Source organism: Pararhizobium sp. LjRoot255 (genome assembly GCF_964252905.1).
GTDB lineage: Bacteria > Pseudomonadota > Alphaproteobacteria > Rhizobiales > Rhizobiaceae > Pararhizobium.
In genome coordinates this window covers 1,242,307-1,266,207 of record NZ_CAXUPQ020000001.1, presented here as the reverse complement: position 1 = coordinate 1,266,207, position 23,901 = coordinate 1,242,307, and the positions used below count along the sequence as shown (strand labels likewise).

The 23,901-nt window shown below is 60.8% G+C and carries 24 protein-coding genes; 12 read left to right on the top strand and 12 right to left on the bottom strand.

The genetic code is table 11. The annotated features are described in order from the left end of the window. Window positions 1-125: 125 nt before the first annotated feature. On the top strand, window positions 126-899 hold the full coding sequence (gene deoC / locus ACSQ2W_RS06290) for a deoxyribose-phosphate aldolase (protein WP_436087690.1): 774 nt from the start codon (window positions 126-128) through the stop codon (window positions 897-899). Further along, on the top strand, window positions 896-2,215 hold the full coding sequence (gene deoA, locus ACSQ2W_RS06285) for a thymidine phosphorylase (RefSeq protein WP_436085490.1): 1,320 nt from the start codon (window positions 896-898) through the stop codon (window positions 2,213-2,215). The genes deoC and deoA overlap by 4 nt, the downstream gene beginning before the upstream one ends. On the opposite strand, the gene ACSQ2W_RS06280 is transcribed toward deoA, so the two are convergent. The 7 genes from ACSQ2W_RS06280 to ACSQ2W_RS06250 all read right to left on the bottom strand — a co-directional run bounded on the left by ACSQ2W_RS06280 (window position 2,205) and on the right by ACSQ2W_RS06250 (window position 7,809). Beyond that, window positions 2,205-2,717, bottom strand: a complete 513-nt coding sequence (locus ACSQ2W_RS06280; RefSeq protein ID WP_436085489.1) for a TIGR02281 family clan AA aspartic protease — start codon at window positions 2,715-2,717, stop codon at window positions 2,205-2,207. The genes deoA and ACSQ2W_RS06280 overlap by 11 nt on opposite strands. A 130-nt stretch (window positions 2,718-2,847) precedes the next feature. Next, window positions 2,848-3,477 carry a uracil phosphoribosyltransferase gene (gene upp, locus ACSQ2W_RS06275; protein WP_436079334.1) on the bottom strand — a complete coding sequence of 210 codons (630 nt, stop codon included), beginning with the start codon at window positions 3,475-3,477 and terminating at the stop codon, window positions 2,848-2,850. 108 nt (window positions 3,478-3,585) lie between these two features. Then, window positions 3,586-4,554, bottom strand: a complete 969-nt coding sequence (locus ACSQ2W_RS06270; protein WP_436085488.1) for an adenosine deaminase — start codon at window positions 4,552-4,554, stop codon at window positions 3,586-3,588. Then, window positions 4,551-5,771, bottom strand: coding sequence for a phosphopentomutase (locus tag ACSQ2W_RS06265; RefSeq protein ID WP_436085487.1), 1,221 nt, complete (start codon window positions 5,769-5,771; stop codon window positions 4,551-4,553). The genes ACSQ2W_RS06270 and ACSQ2W_RS06265 overlap by 4 nt, the downstream gene beginning before the upstream one ends. A gap of 172 nt (window positions 5,772-5,943) precedes the next feature. After that, a complete protein-coding gene (locus ACSQ2W_RS06260) occupies window positions 5,944-6,540 on the bottom strand; it encodes a TadE/TadG family type IV pilus assembly protein (protein ID WP_436085486.1) in 597 nt (198 codons plus the stop codon). 10 nt (window positions 6,541-6,550) lie between these two features. Then, window positions 6,551-7,186 (bottom strand): TadE/TadG family type IV pilus assembly protein, encoded by a 636-nt coding sequence (locus tag ACSQ2W_RS06255; RefSeq protein WP_436085485.1) that lies wholly within the window; start codon window positions 7,184-7,186, stop codon window positions 6,551-6,553. 197 nt (window positions 7,187-7,383) lie between these two features. After that, complete coding sequence (locus ACSQ2W_RS06250) at window positions 7,384-7,809, bottom strand: pilus assembly protein N-terminal domain-containing protein (RefSeq protein ID WP_436085484.1); 426 nt, start codon at window positions 7,807-7,809, stop codon at window positions 7,384-7,386. A 283-nt stretch (window positions 7,810-8,092) separates the two neighbouring features. On the opposite strand from ACSQ2W_RS06250, the gene ACSQ2W_RS06245 reads away from it, so the two are divergent. The 9 genes from ACSQ2W_RS06245 (at window position 8,093) to ACSQ2W_RS06205 (ending at window position 17,115) form a co-directional block, all read left to right on the top strand. Continuing rightward, the gene (locus ACSQ2W_RS06245; RefSeq protein ID WP_436085483.1) at window positions 8,093-8,275 is read left to right on the top strand and encodes a Flp family type IVb pilin; all 183 of its coding nucleotides are present in this window, start codon (window positions 8,093-8,095) and stop codon (window positions 8,273-8,275) included. A 183-nt stretch (window positions 8,276-8,458) separates the two neighbouring features. After that, window positions 8,459-8,971 carry an A24 family peptidase gene (locus ACSQ2W_RS06240; protein WP_436085482.1) on the top strand — a complete coding sequence of 171 codons (513 nt, stop codon included), beginning with the start codon at window positions 8,459-8,461 and terminating at the stop codon, window positions 8,969-8,971. 175 nt (window positions 8,972-9,146) lie between these two features. Beyond that, entirely contained in the window at window positions 9,147-9,962 is an 816-nt protein-coding gene (gene cpaB, locus ACSQ2W_RS06235; protein WP_436085481.1) for a Flp pilus assembly protein CpaB, read from the top strand. Beyond that, window positions 9,962-11,500, top strand: a complete 1,539-nt coding sequence (locus ACSQ2W_RS06230) for a type II and III secretion system protein family protein (protein WP_436085480.1) — start codon at window positions 9,962-9,964, stop codon at window positions 11,498-11,500. Before cpaB ends, ACSQ2W_RS06230 begins: the two co-directional genes overlap by 1 nt. A 60-nt stretch (window positions 11,501-11,560) precedes the next feature. Then, window positions 11,561-12,268 (top strand): CpaD family pilus assembly protein, encoded by a 708-nt coding sequence (locus ACSQ2W_RS06225; RefSeq protein ID WP_436087689.1) that lies wholly within the window; start codon window positions 11,561-11,563, stop codon window positions 12,266-12,268. Window positions 12,269-12,297: 29 nt separating this feature from the next. Then, window positions 12,298-13,587: a CtpF protein gene (locus ACSQ2W_RS06220; protein ID WP_436085479.1), complete on the top strand. Its 1,290-nt coding sequence runs from the start codon at window positions 12,298-12,300 to the stop codon at window positions 13,585-13,587. 32 nt (window positions 13,588-13,619) lie between these two features. Then, entirely contained in the window at window positions 13,620-15,098 is a 1,479-nt protein-coding gene (locus tag ACSQ2W_RS06215; protein ID WP_436085478.1) for an ATPase, T2SS/T4P/T4SS family, read from the top strand. 8 nt (window positions 15,099-15,106) lie between these two features. Beyond that, window positions 15,107-16,117: a type II secretion system F family protein gene (locus ACSQ2W_RS06210; protein WP_436085477.1), complete on the top strand. Its 1,011-nt coding sequence runs from the start codon at window positions 15,107-15,109 to the stop codon at window positions 16,115-16,117. 11 nt (window positions 16,118-16,128) lie between these two features. Further along, on the top strand, window positions 16,129-17,115 hold the full coding sequence (locus ACSQ2W_RS06205; RefSeq protein WP_436085476.1) for a type II secretion system F family protein: 987 nt from the start codon (window positions 16,129-16,131) through the stop codon (window positions 17,113-17,115). On the opposite strand, the gene ACSQ2W_RS06200 is transcribed toward ACSQ2W_RS06205, so the two are convergent. Together ACSQ2W_RS06200 and ACSQ2W_RS06195 are read right to left on the bottom strand one after the other, a co-directional pair. Beyond that, on the bottom strand, window positions 17,112-17,393 hold the full coding sequence (locus ACSQ2W_RS06200) for a hypothetical protein (protein WP_436085475.1): 282 nt from the start codon (window positions 17,391-17,393) through the stop codon (window positions 17,112-17,114). The two genes, ACSQ2W_RS06205 and ACSQ2W_RS06200, sit on opposite strands and share 4 nt — an antisense overlap. Further along, window positions 17,368-18,195 (bottom strand): tetratricopeptide repeat protein, encoded by an 828-nt coding sequence (locus ACSQ2W_RS06195; protein WP_436085474.1) that lies wholly within the window; start codon window positions 18,193-18,195, stop codon window positions 17,368-17,370. Before ACSQ2W_RS06195 ends, ACSQ2W_RS06200 begins: the two co-directional genes overlap by 26 nt. A 141-nt stretch (window positions 18,196-18,336) precedes the next feature. On the opposite strand from ACSQ2W_RS06195, the gene ACSQ2W_RS06190 reads away from it, so the two are divergent. Further along, window positions 18,337-19,728, top strand: coding sequence for a leucyl aminopeptidase family protein (locus ACSQ2W_RS06190; RefSeq protein ID WP_436085473.1), 1,392 nt, complete (start codon window positions 18,337-18,339; stop codon window positions 19,726-19,728). Between the two features lie 192 nt (window positions 19,729-19,920). Here ACSQ2W_RS06190 and dnaA read toward each other — a convergent pair whose 3' ends face one another. From dnaA to mutM, 3 genes are all read right to left on the bottom strand, one after another. Further along, the gene (gene dnaA, locus ACSQ2W_RS06185; RefSeq protein ID WP_436085472.1) at window positions 19,921-21,477 is read right to left on the bottom strand and encodes a chromosomal replication initiator protein DnaA; all 1,557 of its coding nucleotides are present in this window, start codon (window positions 21,475-21,477) and stop codon (window positions 19,921-19,923) included. A 991-nt stretch (window positions 21,478-22,468) separates the two neighbouring features. After that, window positions 22,469-22,735, bottom strand: a complete 267-nt coding sequence (gene rpsT / locus ACSQ2W_RS06180) for a 30S ribosomal protein S20 (RefSeq protein WP_037125743.1) — start codon at window positions 22,733-22,735, stop codon at window positions 22,469-22,471. 205 nt (window positions 22,736-22,940) lie between these two features. Beyond that, window positions 22,941-23,831: a bifunctional DNA-formamidopyrimidine glycosylase/DNA-(apurinic or apyrimidinic site) lyase gene (gene mutM / locus ACSQ2W_RS06175; RefSeq protein WP_436085471.1), complete on the bottom strand. Its 891-nt coding sequence runs from the start codon at window positions 23,829-23,831 to the stop codon at window positions 22,941-22,943. Window positions 23,832-23,901 lie beyond the last annotated feature (70 nt).

Below are 23,901 nucleotides of genomic sequence, written 5' to 3'. Positions count from 1 at the left end.
TCCTGAACATGCAGCACGGGCAGGATGGCTTTGCGTGCCAACGTTAAGCGTATAGAACAAGCTTTCGTGATCAGCTGCCGGCTGGGCCACGAACCATCGCGACGTAAAAATGGACGGACCCCATGATGCTCGAAGCCACCAATCGCCAGATAGCCGCGCTTGCGCTGTCGTTGCTGGATCTCACGGACCTGACGGACGATTGCACGCCGGAAGCGATTGAAAAGCTCTGCGCGTCGGCGCGTACGTCGCATGGCCATACCGCCGCCATCTGCATCTGGCCGCGTTTCGTCGCGCAGGCCCGCGCTATTCTCGGCCCCAACAGTGCGGTAAAAATTGCGACCGTCGTCAATTTTCCCTCCGGCGATCTTCCAGTCGAGACGGTCGTTGCTGAGACGCGGCATGCGATCGCCGATGGTGCCGACGAGATCGACCTGGTCATTCCGTATCGCGCCTTCAAGGCCGGCGACGAACAGGCTGTGCGCACGATGATTTCGGCCGTTCGCCAAGCCTGCCCGGCGCCGCTGCTGCTGAAGACGATCCTTGAGACCGGCGAACTGCGGGACCGCGGCCTGATCCGCAGCGCCTCGCACGTCGCCATCCAGGAGGGTGCCGATTTCATCAAGACCTCGACCGGCAAGGTTGCCGTCAACGCCACGTTGGAGGCAGCCGACATCATGCTGACCTGCATCCGCGAAAGCGGCCGGAAGGTCGGCTTCAAGCCGGCGGGCGGGGTGCGTACAGTGGGTGATGCGCGCATGTATCTCAATCTTGCCGCGACGATCCACAGCCCGGACTGGCCGATGCCCTCGACGTTCCGCTTCGGCGCATCGGGTCTGCTCGGGGACATCCTCTCCGTGCTCGAGGACCGGGCGCCTGTTGCCGGGGCCACGGCGTATTGACCATGGTCCCGCAGGAGGTCATCCGGCGCAAACGAGATGGAGAAGCGCTGGACAAGGCGGAGATCGCCGCCTTCGTCCGTGGCCTTGCCGATGGCTCGATTTCCGAAGGGCAGGTGGCGGCCTTCGCCATGGCCGTCTGGTTCTCCGGCATGAGCCTGGACGAGACCGTGGCTCTGACGCTCGCCATGCGCGACAGCGGCGCTGTTCTGTCCTGGGCCGATATCGACAAGCCGATTGCCGACAAGCATTCGACTGGCGGTGTCGGTGACAATGTCTCGCTGATGCTGGCGCCGATCGCGGCGGCTTGCGGTTTGGCCGTGCCGATGATCTCCGGCCGCGGTCTTGGTCACACCGGCGGCACGCTCGACAAGCTGGAATCGATCCCCGGTTACGACATCAGGCCGTCCGAGGCGCTGCTCCGGCAGACTGTTAGGGAGGCAGGTTGCGCCATCATCGGCCAGACCGCCGACCTCGCCCCCGCCGACCGGCGGTTTTATGCGATCCGCGACGTGACGGCGACGGTCGATTCCGTGCCGTTGATCACCGCCTCGATCCTGTCCAAGAAACTGGCGGCAGGCCTGCAGTCGCTCGTGCTCGATGTCAAGATCGGTAACGGCGCCTTCATGGTCGGGCTGGAGGAGGCCGAGCGGCTGGCCCGCTCGCTGGTCGGCGTCGCCAATGGCGCGGGCGTAAAGACAACGGCCCTGATCACCGACATGAACGAACCCCTGGCGGATGCTGCCGGCAACGCCATCGAAATTGAAAATTGCCTTGCCTTTCTACGGGGCGAGAAGGCCGGGTCACGGCTCGAAGCGGTGGTGATACGCTTTGCCGCCGAAATGCTCGTGAGCTCCGGGGTTGCGACAAGCCTCAGTGATGGCACCGCGCTTGCCCGCCGCGCCCTTGAAAGCGGCGCGGCGCTGGAACGGTTCGCCCGCATGGCGCATCTGCTGGGCGGCCCCGCCGACTTTGTCGAGCGAGCGCACGCCTATCTGGCGGCGGCACCCGTCATCCTGCCCGTCGAGGCGCCGTTTGACGGCTTTCTTCACAACTGCAACGCCCGTGATGTTGGCATGGAGGTCATCACGCTCGGTGGCGGGCGCACGCGCCCGGATGAGCCGATCGATCACCGCGTCGGTTTCAGCGGCCTGAAACCGCTTGGTACGAAGATCGACAAGGGTGAGCCCTTCGCCTTCGTCCATGCCGCGAGTGAAGACGCTGCGCAGAAATCGCGTTCCCGGCTTCTGGAGATCTATGCGATCAGCAAGGAGGCGCCTGCAGAGCGACCTGTCATCGTCTCGAAAGTCAGCGAATAAGGTGCAGCGCGCCGTTTTCGACGCGATAGGACGAGAGCTTGTTGAGGAAGCTCATGCCGACGAGCATGCCTGACAGGGATTTGTCGGGAAGCACCATCGCCTCGATATCCCTGACCGAGATGGAACCGATCTCGACCCGGTCCAGGATGACACGTGCTGCCTTGACGTTGCCGTTCGCCGTGCTGACCGGCGTATTGAAAGATAGCGATCCCGTCGAAACGCCAAGTCGCCGCGCCGTCGATATATTGATGGCGATCACGCTGGCGCCGGTATCGACCAGGCCATCCTGCTTGCGGCCATTGATCATGAAGGTTCCAAGGAAGTGTCCGCCGGCGCTCGGCTCAAGCAGTACGCCCTTGCCGCCGGCATACCTTGCTGTGCTCACCTGCTGCGGCTTGGCGTCTTCAGCGTGCGGGCGGTCGAGATAGGAGGTGGCAAGACCCGGCAGCAGCATGGCAGCGGCGACCATGCCTCCGGCAAAAATTGACAAACGCACCAGCATTCGTGCCCCACCCCCGTCGTCGAAACAGAGCTTTCAGCTAAGCACGAAGCGCGCTAACGGGATGCAAAAAGCCGCCGGAAATTCCGGCGGCTGGCTGGTGATTGTGAAAATCTGGTTAAGAAACCTGAAATCACTTCGTCCCGTACATGCGGTCACCGGCGTCGCCGAGGCCCGGCACGATATAGCCGTGCTCGTTGAGGTGGCTGTCGATGGCGGCGGTGTAGATCGGCACGTCGGGATGGGCCTGCTGGAAATTTCGAATGCCTTCAGGGGCGGCAAGCAAGCAGAGGAAGCGCAGCTTGGTGGCGCCGCGTTGCTTCAGCTTGTCGATGGCGGCGATCGAGGAGTTGCCGGTCGCAAGCATAGGGTCGACGACGATGACGAGGCGCTCCGACAGACTTTCCGGCGCCTTGAAGTAATATTCCACGGCTTCCAGCGTTTCATGGTCGCGATAGACGCCGACATGCGAGACGCGGGCGGAGGGCACGAGTTCCAGCATGCCTTCGAGCAGACCGTTGCCGGCGCGCAGGATCGAGGCGAAGACCAGCTTCTTGCCTTCGAGGACCGGCGCCTGGATGACCTGCATCGGCGTCTCGATGGTTTCCATCGTCAGCTCGAGGTCACGGGTGACCTCGTAGCAGAGCAGGGTGGAGATTTCGCGCAAGAGGCGGCGGAAACCGGCGGTCGAGGTCTCCTTCTTGCGCATGATGGTCAGCTTGTGCTGAACGAGCGGATGATTGATGACTGTAACGCCGTCCATGGCCAAGTCCTCCTGCGGAAACCGGATTTAGAATCCTTTTTTCACAGAAGGGCGAGCCCCCGCAAGGGGCGACCGGCGCTTTGCCGCATCATCCCCAGCCGGAAAGACTTACAATGCCGCCAGCAGGCGCTGTTTGGTCGCCTCGTCGACGAAGGCCGCCTCGATCGCCGTGCGGGTCATGCCGTTGATCTCCTCGTCGGAAAAACCCATGACCTGCGAGGCGATCTCGTATTCCTGTTTCAGTGACGTGTGGAAGAACGGCGGATCGTCGGAATTGAGCGTTACCCGGCATCCGGCTTGATGAAGGGCACGTAGGGGATGCGAGGCGAAGTCCGGAAAGACCTGCAGCGAGACATTGGAGCCGGGGCAGGTTTCGAGCACCACGCCTTCGCCGGCGAGCCGCTTGACGAGATCGGCATCCTCGATGGCGCGCACGCCATGGCTGATGCGTGAAGGCCGGACGTGGTCGAGCGCATCGCGGACGCTGAAGGCACCGGCCATTTCGCCGGCATGGATGGTGAGGCCGAGGCCCGCATCGCGGGCGATGTCGAAGGCCCGGGCGAAATCCATGACCTTGTGCATGCGCTCCTCGCCGGCCAGGTTGAGGCCCGTTACCAGCCCATGTTCGCGTTTTGCCGCATAGAGCGCCGTGCGTTCCGCCGCTTCCGGTCCCATGTGGCGGATGAGGGTGATGATCATCCGGCCTTCGATGCCGGTCTTCGCCTTGGCCGCTTCGATGCCGGCCGCCAGCCCGCGGATATAGGCATCGCTGCCGATGCCGATCGTGTTGCCGTGATCGGGCGAGACGATGATCTCGCTGTAAATGGTGCCTGCCTCAGCAAGCTCCGTCAGGTAGGCCTCCGCCAGCAGCGCGTAGTCCTCCTCGGTGCGGAAGAGCCCCGCAACGGCGTCGTAGCATTTCAGGAAGTGGCTGAAATCCGCCCAGACATACGCGCTATCCTCGATGATGCCGCTGACATCGACATTGTATTTTTGTGCCTGGACGAGTGCGAGCGCCGGCGGCGCCGCACCCTCGATATGGCAGTGCAGCTCCGCCTTCTTGAGATGTGCAGTCACAGAAAACTTCTCCCATGGAGGCCAGGTTCAACGCCCAGATGTTTGGCGACGGTCTCGCCGATGCCGGCAAAGCCCGGCAGGACGCCGATGGAGCGGGTGCGAATACCCGGACCGAAGGCGAGAACGGGCACGCGTTCGCGCGTGTGATCGGTGCCGCGCCAGGTCGGATCGCAGCCGTGATCGGCTGTCAGGATGACGATGTCGCCGGGTTTCAGCCTGCGGTCGAGATCGGGCAGCCGCTTATCGAAGGCCTCGAGCGCTGCGGCATAACCCGGCACGTCGCGGCGGTGGCCGTAGAGCATGTCGAAATCAACGAAATTGGTGAAGACCAGATCGCCGTCCTCGGCCTCGTCCATGGCCTGCAGCGTCGCGTCGAACAGCGCCATATTGCCGTTGGCCTTGATCAGCCGGCTGATGCCTTGATGCGCGAAGATATCGGCGATCTTGCCGACGGCGTGAACGGTGCGTCCGGCGCCCTTCAGCCGATCGAGCAGCGTCGGTTCCGGCGGCAGGACCGAATAGTCGCGGCGATTGCCGGTGCGGACAAAGTCCTTGCGCGTGGTGCCGACGAAAGGCCGGGCGATGACGCGGCCGATATTATAGTCGTCGAGCAGCTGGCGCACCGTCTCGCAGAAGGCAAGCAGCCTTTCGAGGCCGAAGGATCGTTCGTGGGCAGCGATCTGGAAAACCGAATCGGACGAGGTGTAACAGATCGGCTTGCCGGTCAGCATATGCGCTTCGCCATGGCGGGCGATGATATCAGTGCCGGAGGCGTGGCAATTGCCGAGAATGCCCGGCACGCCGCCTTCGCGGCAGATGGCCTCTACAAGCTCGGGCGGAAAAGCATCGCCTTCTGCGGGAAAATAGCCCCAATCGAAGATCACCGGCGTTCCGGCAATTTCCCAGTGACCGGAGGGCGTGTCCTTGCCGCGCGAGACCTCGCTTGCGGCGCCATAGACCCCGATGACCCTGTGCGGCAGCCCCATGCCTGCGGGCATGCGGCCATTGGCAAGTTTTGCCGCATGCAGCAGGCCAAGCGCTGACATGTTGGGAAGCGAAAGCGGACCTTCGCGCAGGCCAGGTCGATCACCGGCGCCAGCCGCGCAGAATTCTGCGATATGGCCGAGCGTATCGGCCCCGTCATCGCCGAAATCGGCAGCGTCGGGCGCACCGCCGATGCCGAAGGAATCAAGAACGAACAGAAAGGCACGCGCCATGGATCACCCGCGAAGCTGCCGCAGGCCCTGATCCCATCGCGTGGGCAGCTTGCGGCAGGACAGTTGTTGCCGTCATCCGATGCGGTCAATGCATCGGCGGCGAAAGCGCGAGAAATACTCCGCGACCGGTCAGATTGCAAATGACGGCCAGGATTGTGATGCCACCGTCGTTTCAGGTGCAATCGGCGCAGGTGATTTCGTCGCCGACGCGCTGACGGAAATAGTAGGTCTTGGAAAGATTGATCGTCTTCAGCTCGCTGTCGGCAAGGCCCGGCGCAAACAGCAGCAATTCGTGCGGAACCACGAGCTCCGAGCGGACGATGAACGCATTCACCGACGAAATGTCGCTCGGCAGCGTTACGGGAGAACCAGCCTGATACGGCGTGCCGCCGTCCTCGTCCCGTGACCAGGCCACTGTGCCGGTGCCGGCGCCCGTCACCTTGATACCGGTCATTTTCAGCGTGTAGTCGGTCATCTCAAAGGGCGACATGACACCTTTGGCGACATTCTTCATGCCGTCGAGCGTTTTTACGTCGACGCTGGCCTGCTGGGTCAGCACGTCGGCGACTGTGCTGGAGGCGCGGGAAACCTTGCGGGCGATGCTGAAGCCGAGCGAAATTTCGAACGAGCCGATATAGGCCATGATCAAGAGGGGCGCGAGGATCGCAAATTCGATCGCGCCTGTGCCTTTGCGGTCGCGCCAGAATTCTCCGAAGGCCTCTGCCTTCAACGAGAGGACGGCCATGTGATAACGGATCGCGGCTTTCATGGCGTGCTCCTCAGTAGGCCTCGTTGCGGAAGGCTGCCGTCGACACCATCAGGTAGTCATTGGGCATGCTGCTGCCCGCAGGTCGCAAATTGGTGACATAGGGGCGCACGAGATCGGTAATCACTTCCCAGCGATAGTAGGCGCGCACGATGTTGATGGTCGTCGGCCCGCCGGGGGCGTATTTGAAGCCGCTGGTATCGAGATCCGAATTTTCGCCGCCACCAACGCGGGGGACTGCAGCCGGAATCTGCGAGAAATCGGCGAAGCTGCGAACATCGAGGAACAGCTTCGAGGGATTTTTGGCTTCGGTCTCCGAGCAGGTCATCATGATGGAGATCTCTTCACAGAAGGCCTGCCGGAACTGTTCCTGCGACATGTCCGTTGCCGCGTTGATGCCGAAGGTGATTTCGCCGGTGCGCACCTTGCGGGCCATCGTCTCGGTTGCGTTGGCAAGGAGCTGTTCTCCTGTGAACGCGACGAACGTCTCGAGCGATGCGAAGATGACGACCATAAAGGGTAGCGCCAGGATGGCGAACTCGATCGACGACGTACCCGATTTTTCCTTGAAGAAGCGGCGCAGCAAACCGCGGCGGCGTCGCGGGGCCGAACCGCCAGCCGCTGTGGGATCATCTAGGTTGTTCAACATCTCGTCGTTCCGTCAAGCGCTATGCGATGGCGTACATTAGGAAACGACTATTGATATTTCGTATTCAGACAATGTTGAAATTTGAATGAAAAGACTAACCGAGTGGTAAGGATTTGGCGGCACCGCAGCTTCACTCAAACTGAGCACAGCTTTTTTTATGTCCACGTTTGGCGAATTCCCGCGGAGGCACGGTTTCGTCAATTCGCGATGGTCAACTTATGCGTGGCATGCTCTTCGCAATTGGGCGTACAGGATAGCACGGAGCGGATCGTCTGCTTGAAGACGCGCACGGTATTTCCCTCGTCGATCGAGACCAGGATACGCTCGTCGACGATGGCGTTGCCGTCTACGTCCAGGATGACGAGGTTCGTCGTGCCGAAAGAGCGTCCGGTCAGAACGATCGTCTTCGCGTCTGCCACCGTCGCATCGGCTACATCCGAATTGCCGATGATGACCTTGCTCACCGGCCGGTCGAGCTTCAGCACGCGCGCGTGGTTCATATAGACGTTCAGCATTCCCTCGGCGGCGCTGGCGGAGCTCGCCAGAAAGGAGGCGATCAGGGCCAGACTTGCGAAGCTTTTTGTCAGCAACCGGGCCCCGATGGCTGTGGTGGGCAAATTCATGGCTGTTTCCTGATGATGCGGATGCTCCAGCATGCTCGGTTTTGGTGAATGAAGCGTTAAATCCGCAGCAGTTCCGCAGAGGTTAACCGGGACCGGCGACAGTAAAAAACGACGCTGCGGATTGACGATGTCTTTACCAAGAAACCGGTCATCGGCTGTTAAGCCATTGGTAACGCTTTTCCTTAAGCTGATTGAAATTCACGCTGTGTAGGTTCGCTTCATCCGATCAACGGAAACAGTTGGCGGTAGTGCTGAACAACACAAGTGAAGTAGGAGAAACAACATGACCAAGATTTTCGCACGTTTCCTGAAGGATGAGTCCGGCGCGACCGCGATCGAATACGGCCTGATCGCTGCCCTCATCTCCGTCGCCCTGATCACCGGTGCCACGACGCTCGGCGGTAAGATTAACGACAATTTCGTTGATCTCGGTAACAGGATGGATGCCGCAAACACCGCACACTAAGAGATCTGCCGAACGCTCTCTTGGGAAAGCCGCTCCACCGGGGCGGCTTTCTCGTTTGGAGACGCTTTATTCGATCGCCGGGTTACCAATTTCTTAAATCAAAGGGCATACCCTTGAGCATGCGGCCGTGGCCCGTTCACTCGAGGACCGGTGCCCGCAGAACGCGAATAACCGAGGGCATACATGATCGAAGCTGCCATTTTCGTGAGTCTGCCGTTGTGCCTGGCGGTTGCGGCTTTCTCCGACCTCTTCACCATGACGATCCCTAATCGCGTCTCGGTAATCCTGCTCGGCACCTTCATTCTGGTTGCACCGCTGGCCGGCCTCGGCATCGCGACGATCGGCATGCACCTGCTTGCCGGCGTGATCGTCTTTTCAGTGTGTTTCACGCTATTTGCGCTCAATATCATGGGTGGAGGAGACGCCAAGCTCCTTACGGCCAGCGCCGTCTGGTTCGGTTTCAACAATTCCCTGTACGAATTCCTCCTCTATGTCTCGATCTTCGGTGGTCTGCTGACGCTTCTGATCCTGTTGATGCGCAAGCAGGAAAACGCCATCCTCGCCACTGGCCTGCCGGTGCCTCACCTTTTGTTCACGGCAAAGAAGATCCCCTACGGCATTGCCATCGGCGCCGGCGGCTTTCTTGCCTATCCCGCATCGCCGCTGATGCAGGCAGCGCTTGCCCCGCTGCACTGAGCGTCCAAGGCGTTCCCGCGCCTCGGCTTTTCGCATCATCCTGACCTGCCGCGTTGCCGCTCCTTTGTAGCGCAAACCCTTTATTAACCACGAATATAAGCAGTGCGTTAACCATAATTACACCAATTCCTGATCATTCTGCAGCAGGCATATTCTCGGGCTGCAGGGACAGATCATGAAACCGGTGCGCGTTCTAATTCTGGCGGTGGCCGTCGTATCGGCGGGCTTGGCTGGATTCCTGGCCCTCAAGCTGACCAGCGGCAAGACTGTCGTAAGCTCGGCCGAGCCGGTTATCGAGCGCGAACCGACGGTTAACGTTCTCGTTGCCAACAAGAGCCTGCCCGTCGGTTCAAGGCTCGATCCGAATGCCATTCATTGGATCTCCTGGCCGAAAGACGGCGTTGTCGATGGTTTGATTACCGAAGAGCTTCGGCCGAACGCGGTCACGGATCTTGAGGGGGTCGTCGTGCGCCTGCCGATCTTCAACGGCGAGCCGGTGCGGCAGGAAAAGATCGCCGACTCGTCAAGCCGGATCATGTCGGCGCTGCTGCCGGCCGGCAAACGTGCCGTTGCCACCGAGATCACCGTTGCGACCGGCGCCGGCGGCTTCATTCTGCCGAACGACCGCGTCGATGTGATCATGGTGCGCAAATCGGAAGGCGGTTCCTTCCTCACCGAAACGGTTCTCAGCAACGTTCGCGTGCTCGCCATCGACCAGCAGATCGAGGAAAAGGAGGACGGGTCGAAGTCGGTCGTCGGCACGACCGCGACGCTGGAACTGACGCCGGACCAGTCCAAGGTGATGACGGTCGCCCAGCAGATGGCCGAGCGTCTGTCGCTGGCGCTGCGCAGCGTCGCCGACGCGCAGGAACCGGATACCATCGCGGCGGACTACCTTCTGAGCGGCGACGGGCGGCCCTCCATCCAGGTCATCAAATCGGGTTCCATCGTCAAGAGCGATGACAGCTCATCCATGAACGAAGTGAAATAATGTGTGAGCGGGAGCGGAACGTGAACCGGATCGGAAGAAAACTTCGCAGCTCTGTTGCCGGCGGACTGGCCTTTTGCCTGGCCTTTTCCGGCATGCCTGCTCAGACGTTCACCGTGCAGGCTGCCTCGGAGTCTCTGGTGCGCATCACCAATAGCGGGCCTGGCGTCAAGAAAACCATCAGGCTGGGGCTGAACAAGGCCGTCGTCATAGATCTGCCGACCGATGCACATGATATCCTGGTAGCCGATCCGACGCTGGCCGACGCCGTCACGCGAACCTCGCGACGCATCTATCTGTTCGGAAAAATGGTCGGCCAGACCAACATCTTCGTGTTTGGTCCACATGGCGAGGAAATCGTCAGCCTCGATCTGGAGATCGAGCGCGACATTTCCAACCTTGAGGCCAATCTGCGGCGTTTCCTGCCCGATTCCGATATCAATGTGGAAATCATCTCGGACAATATCGTGCTGACCGGCACCGTCCGCACGCCGCTGGACTCGACCCGCGTCGAAGAGCTCGCCAGGGCCTTCATCAAGGGTGGTGAAGCGACAACGCGTAATATCACGGCCCAGGGCACCAACGGCGACGCGGACATCTTCGCCGAAGACCGTCAGGCTTCGCAGATCGTCAATCTTCTGAGAATCGATGGCGAAGACCAGGTCATGCTGAAGGTGACCGTGGCCGAAGTCTCGCGCCAGGTGCTGAAGCAGCTCGGCTTCAGCGGATTCCTTGGTAGCAGTAGCGGGGAGGGCATCACCTTCAGGAACCCAACCAATCTGGGTAACGCTGTCAACGCGTTTTCTTCGAAGATCACTGCTTCTATTGGAGGTGGTTCGGGGATGTTCGCCAGCTACTTCAACGCCATGGAGCAGGCGGGCGTCATGCGCACTCTTGCGGAGCCAAGCTTGACTGCAATTTCCGGCAAGAAGGCGACCTTCTCAGTCGGCGGCGAGTATCGCATACCCTCCGAGCAGGAAATTGATGAAGACGGCGCCCTGACGCGAACCAACGAGACGGTGGAATACGGCATCGGGCTGGACTTCACGCCGGTGGTGCTCGGGCCAGGCCGCATCAGTCTTGAAATTGCCACCGAGGTTTCCGAGCCGACCTGGGAAGGGTCCGTTGTCAATGCTAATGCGGCTGGCGTCCCCGGTCAGACTTATATGTCGATCCGCCGCCGCAAGGCGTCCACTAGTGTCGAACTTCCTTCAGGCGGTTCCATCGTGATCGGTGGTCTGGTGCAGGACAATGTCCGCCAGGCCATGTCGGGTCTTCCCGGAGCTTCCAAGATCCCGATTCTCGGAACGCTGTTCCGGTCGAAGGACTTCATTCGCAACGAGACGGAGCTTGTCATCATCGCGACCCCGTACTTGGTCAAGCCGGTTGCGCGCGGGGACCTGTCGCGGCCGGACGACAATTTCAATCCGACCGATGACCTGTCCAGCGCATTTCTCGGCGAAGTCAATCGCATCTACGGCAACCGTCAGGCAGCCCCGGTCGGGCAGTATCACGGCAATGTCGGCTTCATCTACAAATAGGCGGGAGCGGACATGACGACCAAGATCATTCTGAACCGCAATATCAAGGGGCACTCGACCATGCGGCCAAACACCTTTACCGGTCCGGCTCGTCTCGCACGCATGCTGGCGATCGGCGCCCTGCTGCTGGCCGGCACGACGCTTGCCGGCTGCGCCAGCCGCGACGGCATGTCGACCGGCGCGTTGCCCGACGATTACCGCACCCGCCATCCGATCGTGATTGCCGAAGCGGAACATGCAATCGATGTGCCGGTAGCCTCCAGCGACAGGCACTTGACCCTGGGCGCGCGCGACGTCATCCGCGGTTTTGCTTCCAGCTATAGAAATTCTGCAACCGGCACGGTGCAGATCCTGGTGCCCACCGGCTCGGCCAATGCCCACGCCGCATCGGCGCTGCGCAAGGAAATCCGTGGCGTGCTGGTTGGCGCCGGCATTCCGGCGGGGCGGCTGGCCGAGGCGAGCTATCAGGCAGGTGGCGACGGTGACGCCGCACCGATCCGGCTCAGCTACTCGGCGATTACGGCAAAGACAGCACCCTGCGGCAACTGGCCGAAGGATCTGGTCGCCAATACGATCGAGAACAAGAACTATGAGAATTTCGGATGCGCCAGCCAGGCCAATCTGGCCGCGCAGGTTTCCAACCCGATGGACCTGCTCGGTCCGCGCGCCATGTCGCCGATCGATGCGGTCCAGCGCGGCCAGGTGATCAGTGACTACCGCGGTGTCTCAACCGGGACAGAAACGACGATCAACATCAACAACAATTGATACTCCGCGCAGTTTGACGGGACAGCACCATGAGCACGATTGACTACAAGATAGAGACCGCCTCCGGTGAGCCGGACGGCTTCGCCGATGCGGTCCGCCCGAGCGATGTCGATCACCTGCGACCACTTCCCCGCATCTCGGTGCATGCCTTCTGCGAAACAGAAGCGTTGCAGCGGATGATGGAGCGCTGCGGCCAGGACCGGCGGATGAGCAAGGTCAGCCTCAGGATCAACAGCGGCTCGATCACCGCTGCCGCCAACATGTTTTCGGCCGCGCCGACGCCAAACCTGATCATTCTCGAAACATCGACGGAACCGCGCCTGCTGATGGCGGAACTGGCGCCGCTCGCAGCCGTCTGCGATCCCTCGACCAAGGTCATCATCATCGGCCGCTACAACGACATTCCGCTCTATCGTGAACTGATCCGCAACGGTATCTCCGAATATATCGTGGCACCCGTCGCCATGCCGGATATCTTGAGCGCCATCGCGACCATCTTCGTCGATCCGGAAGCCGAGCCGCTCGGCCGCAGCATTGCCTTCATCGGCGCCAAGGGCGGTGTCGGTTCCTCGACGCTCGCCCATAATTGCGCCTGGGGCATTTCGAACCTGTTCTCGACCGAGGTGGTTCTGGCCGACCTAGACCTGCCTTACGGTACCGCCAACATCAATTTCGACCAGGATCCGCCGCAGGGCATTTCCGAGGCGGTTTTCTCGCCTGAGCGCCTGGACGAGGTGTTCCTCGATCGCCTCCTGACCAAGTGCTCGCAGCACCTGTCGCTGCTTGCGGCGCCGTCCATGCTCGATCGTCCCTATGATTTCGACGCAACGGCATTCCAGCCGCTGATGGAAATCCTGCTGCGCAACGCGCCGGTCTCCGTGCTCGACGTGCCGCACCTGTGGGCGGACTGGACGCGCACCGTGCTGGCAGAGGCCGACGAGGTGGTGGTCGTTGCGGTGCCCGATCTCGCAAACCTGCGCAATGCCAAGAACCTGTTCGATTCGCTGAAGAAAATCCGGCCGAACGACAAGACGCCGCATCTGGTGCTGAACCAGGTCGGCATGCCGAAGCGGCCGGAAATATCGCCGGGCGACTTCTGCGATTCGCTGGAAATCGAGCCGGTGGCGATTATTCCGTTCGACGCCGTTCTGTTCGGCAACGCGGCCAACAGCGGCCGGATGATCGCCGAGATCGACAAGAAGGCGCCGACGGCCGAGACGTTCTCGCAACTCGCGCATCTGGTGACGGGCAGGGCGACGGCCAAGAAGGCCAAGAAGGGCGGCCTTGGCAAGATGCTCGGGATGCTTGGGCGCAAATAACTGATATTTGAACGAAAATCGGATTTTAGAGCATGTTTGGTAGACGAGGAAACGAAGGCTTCGGAAAGGGTGGTGCCGTCAGTGCCCCCATGCAAACGCCCATGCCCGCCGCTGCTCCCGTGGCTGTAACCGAGCGGCAGGCCGCGCCCGTTCTTGCGGAGCCTGCCCGCGAAGCAATGCCGGTAACCCGCGCGCAGCCATCTCCGCCGCCCATCCGAAAAAAGCCGGCTCGCACCGAGGACTATTACGACACCAAGTCCCAGGTTTTCTCGGCGCTGATCGACACGATCGACCTCTCGCAGCTTGCCAAGCTGGACAACGAGAGCGCGCGTGAAGAAATCCGCGATATCGTCAACGACATCATCACGATCAAGAATTTCGCGATGTCGATCTCCGAGCAGGAGGAACTACTCGAGGACATCTGCAACGACGTTCTCGGCTATGGTCCGCTGGAGCCGCTGCTCGCGCGCGACGATATCGCCGACATCATGGTCAACGGCGCCGGTCAGACTTTTATCGAAGTCGGCGGCAAGACCATCGAATCCGAGGTTCGTTTCCGTGACAATGCGCAGCTGCTGTCGATCTGCCAGCGCATCGTCTCCCAGGTCGGCCGCCGCGTCGATGAATCCTCCCCGATCTGCGACGCCCGTCTTCCCGATGGCTCGCGCGTCAATGTTATCGCCCCGCCGCTCGCCATCGATGGCACCGCGCTGACCATTCGTAAGTTCAAGAAAGACAAACTGAAGCTCGACCAGCTCGTCAAGTTTGGCGCCATCACGCCGGAAGGTGCGGTGCTCCTGCAGATCATCGGCCGCGTCCGTTGCAACGTGGTCATCTCCGGCGGTACCGGCTCCGGCAAGACGACGCTTCTCAACTGCCTGACCGGCTATATCGATCTGGACGAGCGGGTTATCACCTGCGAGGATACGGCCGAACTGCAATTGCAGCAGCCGCATGTGGTGCGTCTTGAAACCCGCCCGCCGAACATCGAAGGCGAAGGCGAGATCACCATGCGCGATCTCATCAAGAATTGCCTGCGTATGCGGCCCGAGCGGATCATCGTCGGCGAAGTGCGCGGCCCGGAAGTCTTCGACTTGCTTCAGGCGATGAACACCGGCCACGACGGCTCGATGGGCACCATCCACGCCAACACGCCGCGCGAGTGCCTCGCCCGTATGGAATCGATGATCGCCATGGGCGGTTATACGCTGCCGGCAAAGACCGTGCGTGAAATCATTGCCGGTTCGATTGATGTCATCATCCAGGCAGCGCGTTTGCGCGACGGTTCGCGCCGCATCACCCACATCTCCGAAGTCATCGGCATGGAAGGTGACGTCATCATCACCCAGGATCTGATGCGCTACGAGATCGAGGGTGAAGACGCCAACGGCAAGATCATCGGCCGCCACAAGTCGACCGGCATCGGCCGCCCGCATTTCTGGGACCGTGCCCGCTATTTCAACGAGGACAAGCGGCTGGCCGCGACGCTCGACGCGATGGAAAAGGACTGATCGTTTTCATGTTCGGAATAGACATCACCATTCTGGCAATCGTCGGTCTCGTCGCGCTCGCAACGGCCGGCCTTGCCTATGGCATTCTGTTCACGCGCATCGAAACGGAGAAGAAGGCGGAAAATCGCGTCCGCAAGGTCAAGGCGGCCGAGACGGACCGGGTCAAGGTCAAGGCGGCGCGCGACCGCATGGCCGAGATGTCGAAGCGGCGAAAGTCGGTGCAGGATTCGCTGAAGGATCTCGAGAAAAAGCAGCAAGAGAAATCCGAGAAGGCGAAGCCTTCGATGAAGATCAGGCTGGTGCAGGCCGGTCTCAAGATCTCGATCGCGCAATTCTACATCGCGAGCGTCGTCTTCGGCGTGGTTGCTGCCTTGATGGCGTTGATCGCCGGGGCCATGTTGCCGATCGTTGCCGGCATTCTCCTCATCGGCGCCGCCGGCGTTCCGCGCTGGTTCGTCAACTTCCTGGTCAAGCGCCGCTGCAAGGCATTCCTCAACGAATTTCCCAACGCCCTTGACGTCATGGTGCGATCGATCAAGTCCGGCCTGCCGCTCAACGATGCCGTCCGGCTGATCGCCAGCGACGGGCAGGAGCCGGTGAAGACCGAGTTCAGGCGCATCATTGAGGCGCAGCAGGTCGGCCTCAACATCCCGGAAGCTTGCGCCCGCATGATCAACAGCATCCCGCTGCCGGAGGTCAATTTCTTCGCCATCGTCATTGCCATCCAGGCGCAGGCCGGCGGCAACCTCTCGGAAGCGCTCGGAAACCTCGGCAAGGTGCTGCGCGAACGCAAGAAAATGAAAGCCAAGGTCCAGGCGTTATCGATGGAAGCCAAGGCATCGGCCTGCATCATCGGGGCCCTGCCGTTCATCGTCGCCCTCCTGGTCTACATGACGTCTCCGCAATACATGATGATCCTTTTCACCGATCCGCGTGGCCACATCATCATGGGCTGCTCGGCGGTGTGGATGAGCATCGGCATCTTTGTGATGCGTAACATGATCAACTTCGACATCTAGGAAGGCCCGGCATGAGCGAGGGCATGATCAATACCCTGACGGATCCGAACATCATCGTCGCCTTGCTGGTGGCGGTGGCGGTGCTGGCGACGTTCTATTCCCTGGCCGTTCCGCTTTTCGAAAAGGGAAATCTCGAGAAGCGGATGAAATCCGTTGCCACCGAGCGCGAACTGATCCGGGCGCGCGAACGCGCGCGCCTGAATTCGGAGGTGTCCGGCGGCAAGACGTCGCTACGCGCCCAGAACAACACCTCGGTGCGCCAGATCGTCGAGCGGCTCAACCTGCGTAAGGCACTGGTCGACGACAAGACCGTCAACCGGCTGAAATCGGCCGGCTACCGCTCGCAGAATGCGCTGAACGTGTTTCTCGTCGCCCGCGTTAGTCTCCCATTCCTGTTTCTGGCTGTTGGCGCCTTCTATATCTTCGGCCTTGGCTATCTCGGCGAAAAGCCGCTGTCGATGCGGATCCTGGCCGTCATCGGCATCGGCTATCTTGGCTTCTACGCGCCCAACATCTTCATTTCGAATGCCGTTTCGAAACGCCAGCAGTCCATCCGCCGGGCTTGGCCGGACGCGCTTGACCTTTTGTTGATTTGCGTGGAATCGGGCATCTCGATGGAACTTGCCATGCGGCGCGTTGCCGACGAAATAGCCGTCCAATCGGCGCCGCTGGCCGAAGAACTGGTCCTGACCGTTGCGGAACTCTCTTTCCTGCCCGATCGGCGCATGGCACTGGAAAATCTCGGGATCCGGACCGGGCTGGACGAAGTCAAGGCGGTCATGCAGGCCCTGATCCAGGCGGACCGCTACGGTACCCCGATCGCACAGGCGCTACGGGTGCTTGCCCAGGAAAGCCGTGACCAGCGCATGAACGAGGCGGAGAAGAAGGCGGCTGCCCTGCCGCCGAAGCTGACCGTGCCGATGATCCTGTTCTTCCTGCCCGTCCTGATCGCCGTCATTCTTGGCCCGGCAGGCATTCAGGTTTCAGACAAGTTCTAGTGGCGACGGTGAACCGTACGCCGGCTTCGCTGGTAGCGCACGACGAACACTACCGCCAGGACAAGGAAACCCAGAGCCAAGCTGCCCCAGACAGGGCCGGCCTGCGCCACCATGATGCCGTCGACTGGGTCATAGCAGCGGCCCTCGGAATTGAAGCACTCCCGCCACTTCCAGTAGCGCTCGTACCAGGCGAACGAAAAAAAACCGGCGAGCGCGAGGCTTGCCAGTGCCAGTGTAAAGTGGACGGCCGGCTTAATTCGTGTTGGTGCTGTCGTCATTGGAGAGCTTCTGCCAGGCGTTCTGCTGCGACATGATCGAGCGCAGATATTTGACATTGGCTTCCGCCTGATCGGGCGAAAGTTCCTGCCGGGCAATCTGCTCGGCCTCTGTAAAACGACCCTGCAGTCCGACGGCAAGCGCCAGATTCTGCCTAACGCTGCTGTCGGCACCGGGCTGGCTGACAGCCGATTTCAGATAGGTTTCCGCCGTTTTCAGGTCCTTGTTCAAAAGATAGGACATGCCGAGATTGGAAAGGACTGTCGGCTCGTTCGGCTGGATGTCGAGTGCCTCGCGATAGCGCTGACGCGCCTCGGGCGCGCGGCCGAGCTGATCGAGGATTGCGCCTTCGGCCGATTTCAGCTTCCAGTCCGGGCGGTCCGGCGTCTGGGCGCGGGAAATCGTGTTCAACGCCTGTTCCAGCTGACCCGCAGCTGCTTGCGATTTGCCATAGGCGGCGAGCACTTCGCGGTCTGTCGGGTAGTTGATCGCCACCTGCTGCATCACCGCGAGTGCCTGCTCGTTGCGACCGGTCATTCTGAGCATATTCGCATAGTTCAGGCCTGCATTGCGGTCCTTGGGATTGCGCTCATAGGCCTGGCCGATGCTCTCCGCCGCTGCTGCAAGTTCCGTCGCGTTCATCGACGGAACCGGCTTGGAGAAACTCGCCGTTGGAATGGAGCCGGTCGTCAGTTCCTTCTTCTGCGTCGCGCAGCCGGACAGTGCCAGGGCGACGAAGGCAGCCACGGAGGCGGCTTTCAGAAACCGGTGATGGGAAAGAGACGAGTGTCCGCGTGACGTCATTACCAATGCCCCTAAAGCAATTCGTTAGAGCACCGGACGCAATTCCCCACATTTCGGCGCAATCTTCACTCCAGCAATAATCTGTTAACCCTAATAGAGCGTTAATCGGGTGATTCTGCTCGCGCCTTCTCAAGGATTTTCATGGCCCCCTATCAATTCACCGACCGTCCGTCGCCATTCAACACCAGCGCCGGCAAAACCCTGCCGATCTTTGCGGTGACACCGGCCCATATCGATCTCGGCGCGATCGATCCGATCGCGCTCGACTGGGCACGAAAGGCTGGCTTCAAAGCCCAGTCGGGCGCGGTTCTGTTAATCCCCTCGCAAGATGGCCAGCTCGGCGGTGCGCTGTTCGGGCTGGGCGCCAATCCGTCGGAAGCGCCGTTCCTGACCGGCAAGCTGGCGCGCGCGCTACCGGCGGGAAAATGGCATATCGAGACGGCACCGCTGACGGCCAATCGCCTGGCGCTCGGCTACGGGCTGGGCTCCTATCGCTTCGATCGCTACAAGGCTGCCGCGAGCGAAGCGCCGACCCTGATGATCCCGGCCGATGCCGACGCCGCCGATATCAAGCGGCAGCTTGCCGGCGTCTTTCTCGCCCGCGATCTCATCAACATGCCGACCAACGACATGGGGCCGAATGCGTTGGAAGAGGCCTTCCGGGCGCTCGGCGAACACTACAAGGCCAAGGTTTCCGTCGTGTCCGGCGACGATCTGTTGAAGCAGAACTTTCCGCTGATCCATACCGTCGGCCGCGCTAGCGCCGAGGCGCCGCGCCTGCTGGAAATGCGCTGGGGCAAGAAGGGCCACCGCAAGGTGACACTGGTCGGCAAGGGCGTCTGCTTTGACACCGGCGGCCTCGACATCAAGCCGGCCGCGTCGATGCTTCTGATGAAGAAGGATATGGGGGGTGCTGCCAATGTCATGGGTCTCGCGCTGATGATCATGGATGCGAAGCTCAAGGTCGATCTCCGGGTGCTGGTGCCCGTCGTCGAAAACTCGATCTCCGCCAATGCCTTCCGTCCGGGCGATATCTATCGCAGCCGCAAGGGCTTGACGGTGCAGATCGACAACACCGATGCCGAAGGCCGCCTGATTCTGGCCGATGCGCTCGCCTATGCGGACGAGGAAGAAGCCGATCTCCTCATCGACATGGCGACGCTGACCGGTGCCGCGCGCGTCGCCCTCGGCCCGGACCTGCCGCCCTTCTACACTGACGACGAGGATCTGGCTCATGATCTGACCGAGGCGAGCCTTACTGTCGACGATCCGCTCTGGCGCATGCCGCTCTACAAGGGTTACGAGAAGGACATCTCAGCCCGTATCGCCGATCTGACCAACGCGCCCTCCGGTGGCATGGCCGGATCAATCACCGCGGCGCTCTTCCTCAAGCGCTTTGTCACCAACACCAAGAGCTGGGCCCATTTCGACATCTTCGGCTGGGCACCGACCGAGCGCCCGCACTCGCCACTTGGCGGGGAAGCGCAGGCAATCCGCGCGCTCTATCATTTGATTTCGAAGGGGAAGAAGTAGGTTGTTCGCTTGCGAGGATTTCACCCCCTCTGTCACTTCGTGACATCTCCCCCTCAAGGGGAGATCGTTCGCGCCACTCATAAGCGCAAGTAAGGCGCGCACGATAGTCGCGGTCAATCTCCCCCCTTGAGGGGGAGATGTCCCGGAGGGACAAAGGCGTAAACTCCCTTCAGATGAGGACCCGGTGATCCACTACTCGTTGATCAGCCGCTTCAACAACTCGATCTCATGGCTGAGCTTGGTGTCGCCCGAGATCAGGTCCTCGATCTTGCGCACGGCGTGCAGCACCGTCGTATGATCGCGCCCGCCAAAACGGCGGCCGATTTCCGGGAAGGAGCGGGGGGTGAGCGACTTGGCCAGATACATGGCGATCTGGCGTGGCTTGACGATGACCCGTGTGCGGCGGTTGGAGACCAGTTCCTGCCGCGACACGTTGTAGTGCTTGGCGACGACGCGCTGGATGTCCTCGATGCGAACCCGGCGCGGCTCGCCGGCATTGACCAGATGGCCGAGCAGTTCATCGACGCGCTCGATCGACAGCTGCGGCTCGAAACTGCGGCGGAAGAGGAGCTGGTTGAAGGCGCCTTCCAGCTCGCGGCCGCTCGCCGTGATGTTGCGGGCGACGTGGCTCAGGATATCGGCGGGGATATCCAGCGAGGCATCGTCCTGGCGGGCGACGTCGAGGCGGCGCTTGAGGATTTCGAGACGCATCTCGTAGTCAGGACCGTCCATCTCGATGGCAACGCCGCCTTGCAGGCGCGAGCGAACGCGCGGGTCGAGCGATTCCAGTTCCCACGGCGCCCGGTCGGCCGCAACGACGACCTGCTTGGCGCTGTCGAGCAGCATGTTGAGAAGATGGCAGAATTCATGCTGGATCGACTTGCCCTGCAGGAATTGCATGTCGTCGATCACCAGAAGATCGATGTTGCGCAGCGTCTCCTTGAGCGAAAGCGCGTCATTGTCGCGGATCGCAGTTGCAAAGCGCCACATGAAATATTCGGCGGTCAGATAGACGACGCGCGGCACACGCGGGCTCTGGATCGCAGCGGTCGCGATCGCCTGCAAGAGATGCGTCTTGCCGAGACCGACCGTCGAATGGATGAACAGCGGGTTGAAACGCACGGCACCGGCGCCAGCCTCGGCGATCGTCTTTGCAGCGGCAAGGGCGACGCGGTTCGAGGAGCCCTCGACGAAGCTTTCGAAGGTATAGCGCGGATCGAGCGGCGAACCGAACAGCGGTCCTGCGACCGGCTGCGCCTTCTGAAGGGTGCTGACCGTAGCGGCCGCATGATGGGCAAGCGGCTGCGGCGATGCCCGGCGTGCAGTGGCGGATGATGCCGTGTCCGTGTGATTTGCCTGCGGGGCATCCTCGTGAAGGCCGGACCGCGCGCCGCGCGTGGCACTGCGCACCAGGATTTCCACCTTCAGGATCTCGGCGTCCTCCTGCTGGAAGAGGCCGGTGATCAGGTCGAGATAGCGGTTGTTGATCCAGGATTTCAAAAAGGTCGTCGGCACGGAGAGCCGCACCACGCTCTTTGAAACGGAATGCAGTTTCAACCGGCCGAACCAGCTGGCAAAAACATCGGCGCCCACCTGGGCTTTCAAACGCGCACTGACCCGCTCGAAAAGCGCGCTATGGCCCGTCTCGCCCTTTTCCCCCGCCGCGCCGCCAGACGGATTTGCCGCAATCTGGCGTCCGTTCTCCCCGTTTTCGAATACCACCGCCGCCGTGATCGAATTACTTAGCATATTGCCGCCTTCCAATATTATTCCGCGACGCCGCCATTGCTGACGGCATCAGCCTTAATGTTTGTCGTGCGCGGCCCTTGTTTAAAGGCATGCCGCCCAATCCAAACGCTCTCCGTGCCAAAAGAGGAATCCTCATTTTCCTCTTTTGGTCCGGTTTCCGTGCAAATCCGCTCGGCTTAAAGGCCCAACGCATGTCCCGCTTGCACGCTTTCACTCTCCTGTCCGGTTCCAGCCCTCGTGTAAATGCCGGTTCCGTTTCGTCCCTTGACCGGCCTTTCCCGACCCTCGTTACAAGAAGGGCAGGCCGTTTGCTGCGAATGCATCCTCGTCTGCATCGCCGCCGCCATCTCTGTGCAGCACGGAAAAGCGCGCTGACACATGAGCGGTGTCCTGAGGTGACCACTACGTCTACAACCATAAATAGCAAAGTGTCATGCCGGGCAAACATGTTGCGCAGCTGAAAACACTCTGTACTGATTGATGGAACGTTGTGGAACCACCCCGTTACAGAAGGTTCAAGTGAAACTGCGCAGTCCGTTGAAGGGCTGCCTTTTCATCTTGTCCACAGGGATCCCCCGCGCCTTCTGTGGGAGGCATTTAGGCAGGATCGTGACACAAGATCAATCGTGAATTTTACAGTTCGGTAAGAGCTGGGCGTTGACTCTCATAGCGTGTCCTGCATGGGTTGACGGCCCGCGCAAGAGAATCGCTTTTGAATCAAGGGCTTTGATTTTTGACCCGGAAGTTAGCTGGCGAAAAACAAAAAAAATAAAAAATATCTTGACTCGCCGCCCGCCTTAACGGGCCTTGGCTGGACAGGGATATGCGGGAGCGTCCTCGCGCAAGAGATTGATTTTACTGAAAAAAATATGTCACCGTGCTGACATCTTGTCCTGCACAACGATTGAGCAACCATGGGCGTGCAGGGCGAATCGGAAAAGCCCGGTCGTAGGACCGGGCTAAATCACTGATGAGATTTTATTAAGCCGGCTTAGGCCGAAAGCGACTTTACGCGGTTGGCGAGACGGGACACCTTGCGCGATGCCGTGTTGGCGTGCAGCACACCCTTGGTGGCGGCGCGCATCAGTTCCGGCTGGGCTGCCTTCAGGGCTGCCTGGGCGAGAGCCTGGTCGCCGGAAGCGATGGCTTCTTCAACCTTGCGAATGAAACCACGAACGCGCGAACGGCGGGACTTGTTGACTTCCGTGCGGCGGGCGATCTTGCGGGTCGCTTTTTTCGCCGAAGTTGTATTGGCCATTTGGTGTCTCTCTTCGAAAATCTGACAAAAACTCCCATTTCGCCGTGCCGGGTCACTGCGACCTGTCATCCAAGCAATTCGGGAGCAATATCGGAAAACCTTGGAGCGGCTTTCCAAACTGAGGGCGGCATATAACCCTAAACATCGCCTCAGTCAACGCGCTATTTTGAAAACGAGGGCCGCAGGGCCGAGATTGCCAGGGCCGTTACTTCTGGCATTTCGGGCAATGGAATGTCGAGCGTCCCGCCTGGACGACACGCGCGATTGTACCACCGCAACCCGGTGTCCGGCAAAGCTCGCCCTCGCGGGCATAGACCGAGAAGGAGTGTTGGAAATAACCGAGCGTACCGTCCGTCTGAATATGATCGCGCAATGACGAGCCGCCAGCCGCGATTGCATCGGCAATCACGGCGCGGACCGCCTCGGTCAGGAGCGTCAGCGTCTTCTTCGGTTTTCCCCTGGTGTCAACCAGCGTGCCGGCGGCCCTCATCGGTGAGAGACCGGAGCGCCACAACGCCTCGCAGACATAGATGTTGCCGAGACCGGCAATATTCTTCTGGTCAAGCAGCGCGGATTTGAGCGGCTGCGCCTTGCCGGCGAAGCGCGCGGCGAGATAGCTCGCGTCAAGCACGTTGCCGGTCGGCTCCTCGCCAAGATCACGGAAGAAGACGTGGCTCGCGAGCATGTCGCGCTTGGTGATATCCATGAAGCCGAAGCGGCGCGGATCGTTGTAAATGACGCGTGTTGGCCCCTTGGCGCTCTCAAGGTGAAAGACGACATGGTCGTGCTTCTCGTCCTTGCCGCGCGGATGATGGAAATCGCCCGGCATCTCGGAACCTGCATCCTCCTCGACGCGAAACGAGCCGGACATCCCGAGATGGGCGATGATGACGTCGCCACCTTCAAGGTCGATCAAGAGGTATTTCGCCCTGCGGCCGAGCGACAGGATACGCCGGCCGGAAACAAGCGTGGAAAAATCGGCCGGGAAGGGAAAGCGCAGATCCGGCCGCCGTAGTTCCGCCCGTACCAGGAGCGCGCCTTCCATGGCTGGCGTCAGACCCCGCCTCACGGTTTCCACTTCGGGAAGTTCCGGCATCAATATCTCCTTCACGCCAAATGAATGAACTTATTTGGCAATTCCAATCGCCGCGCACATACCCTATAGC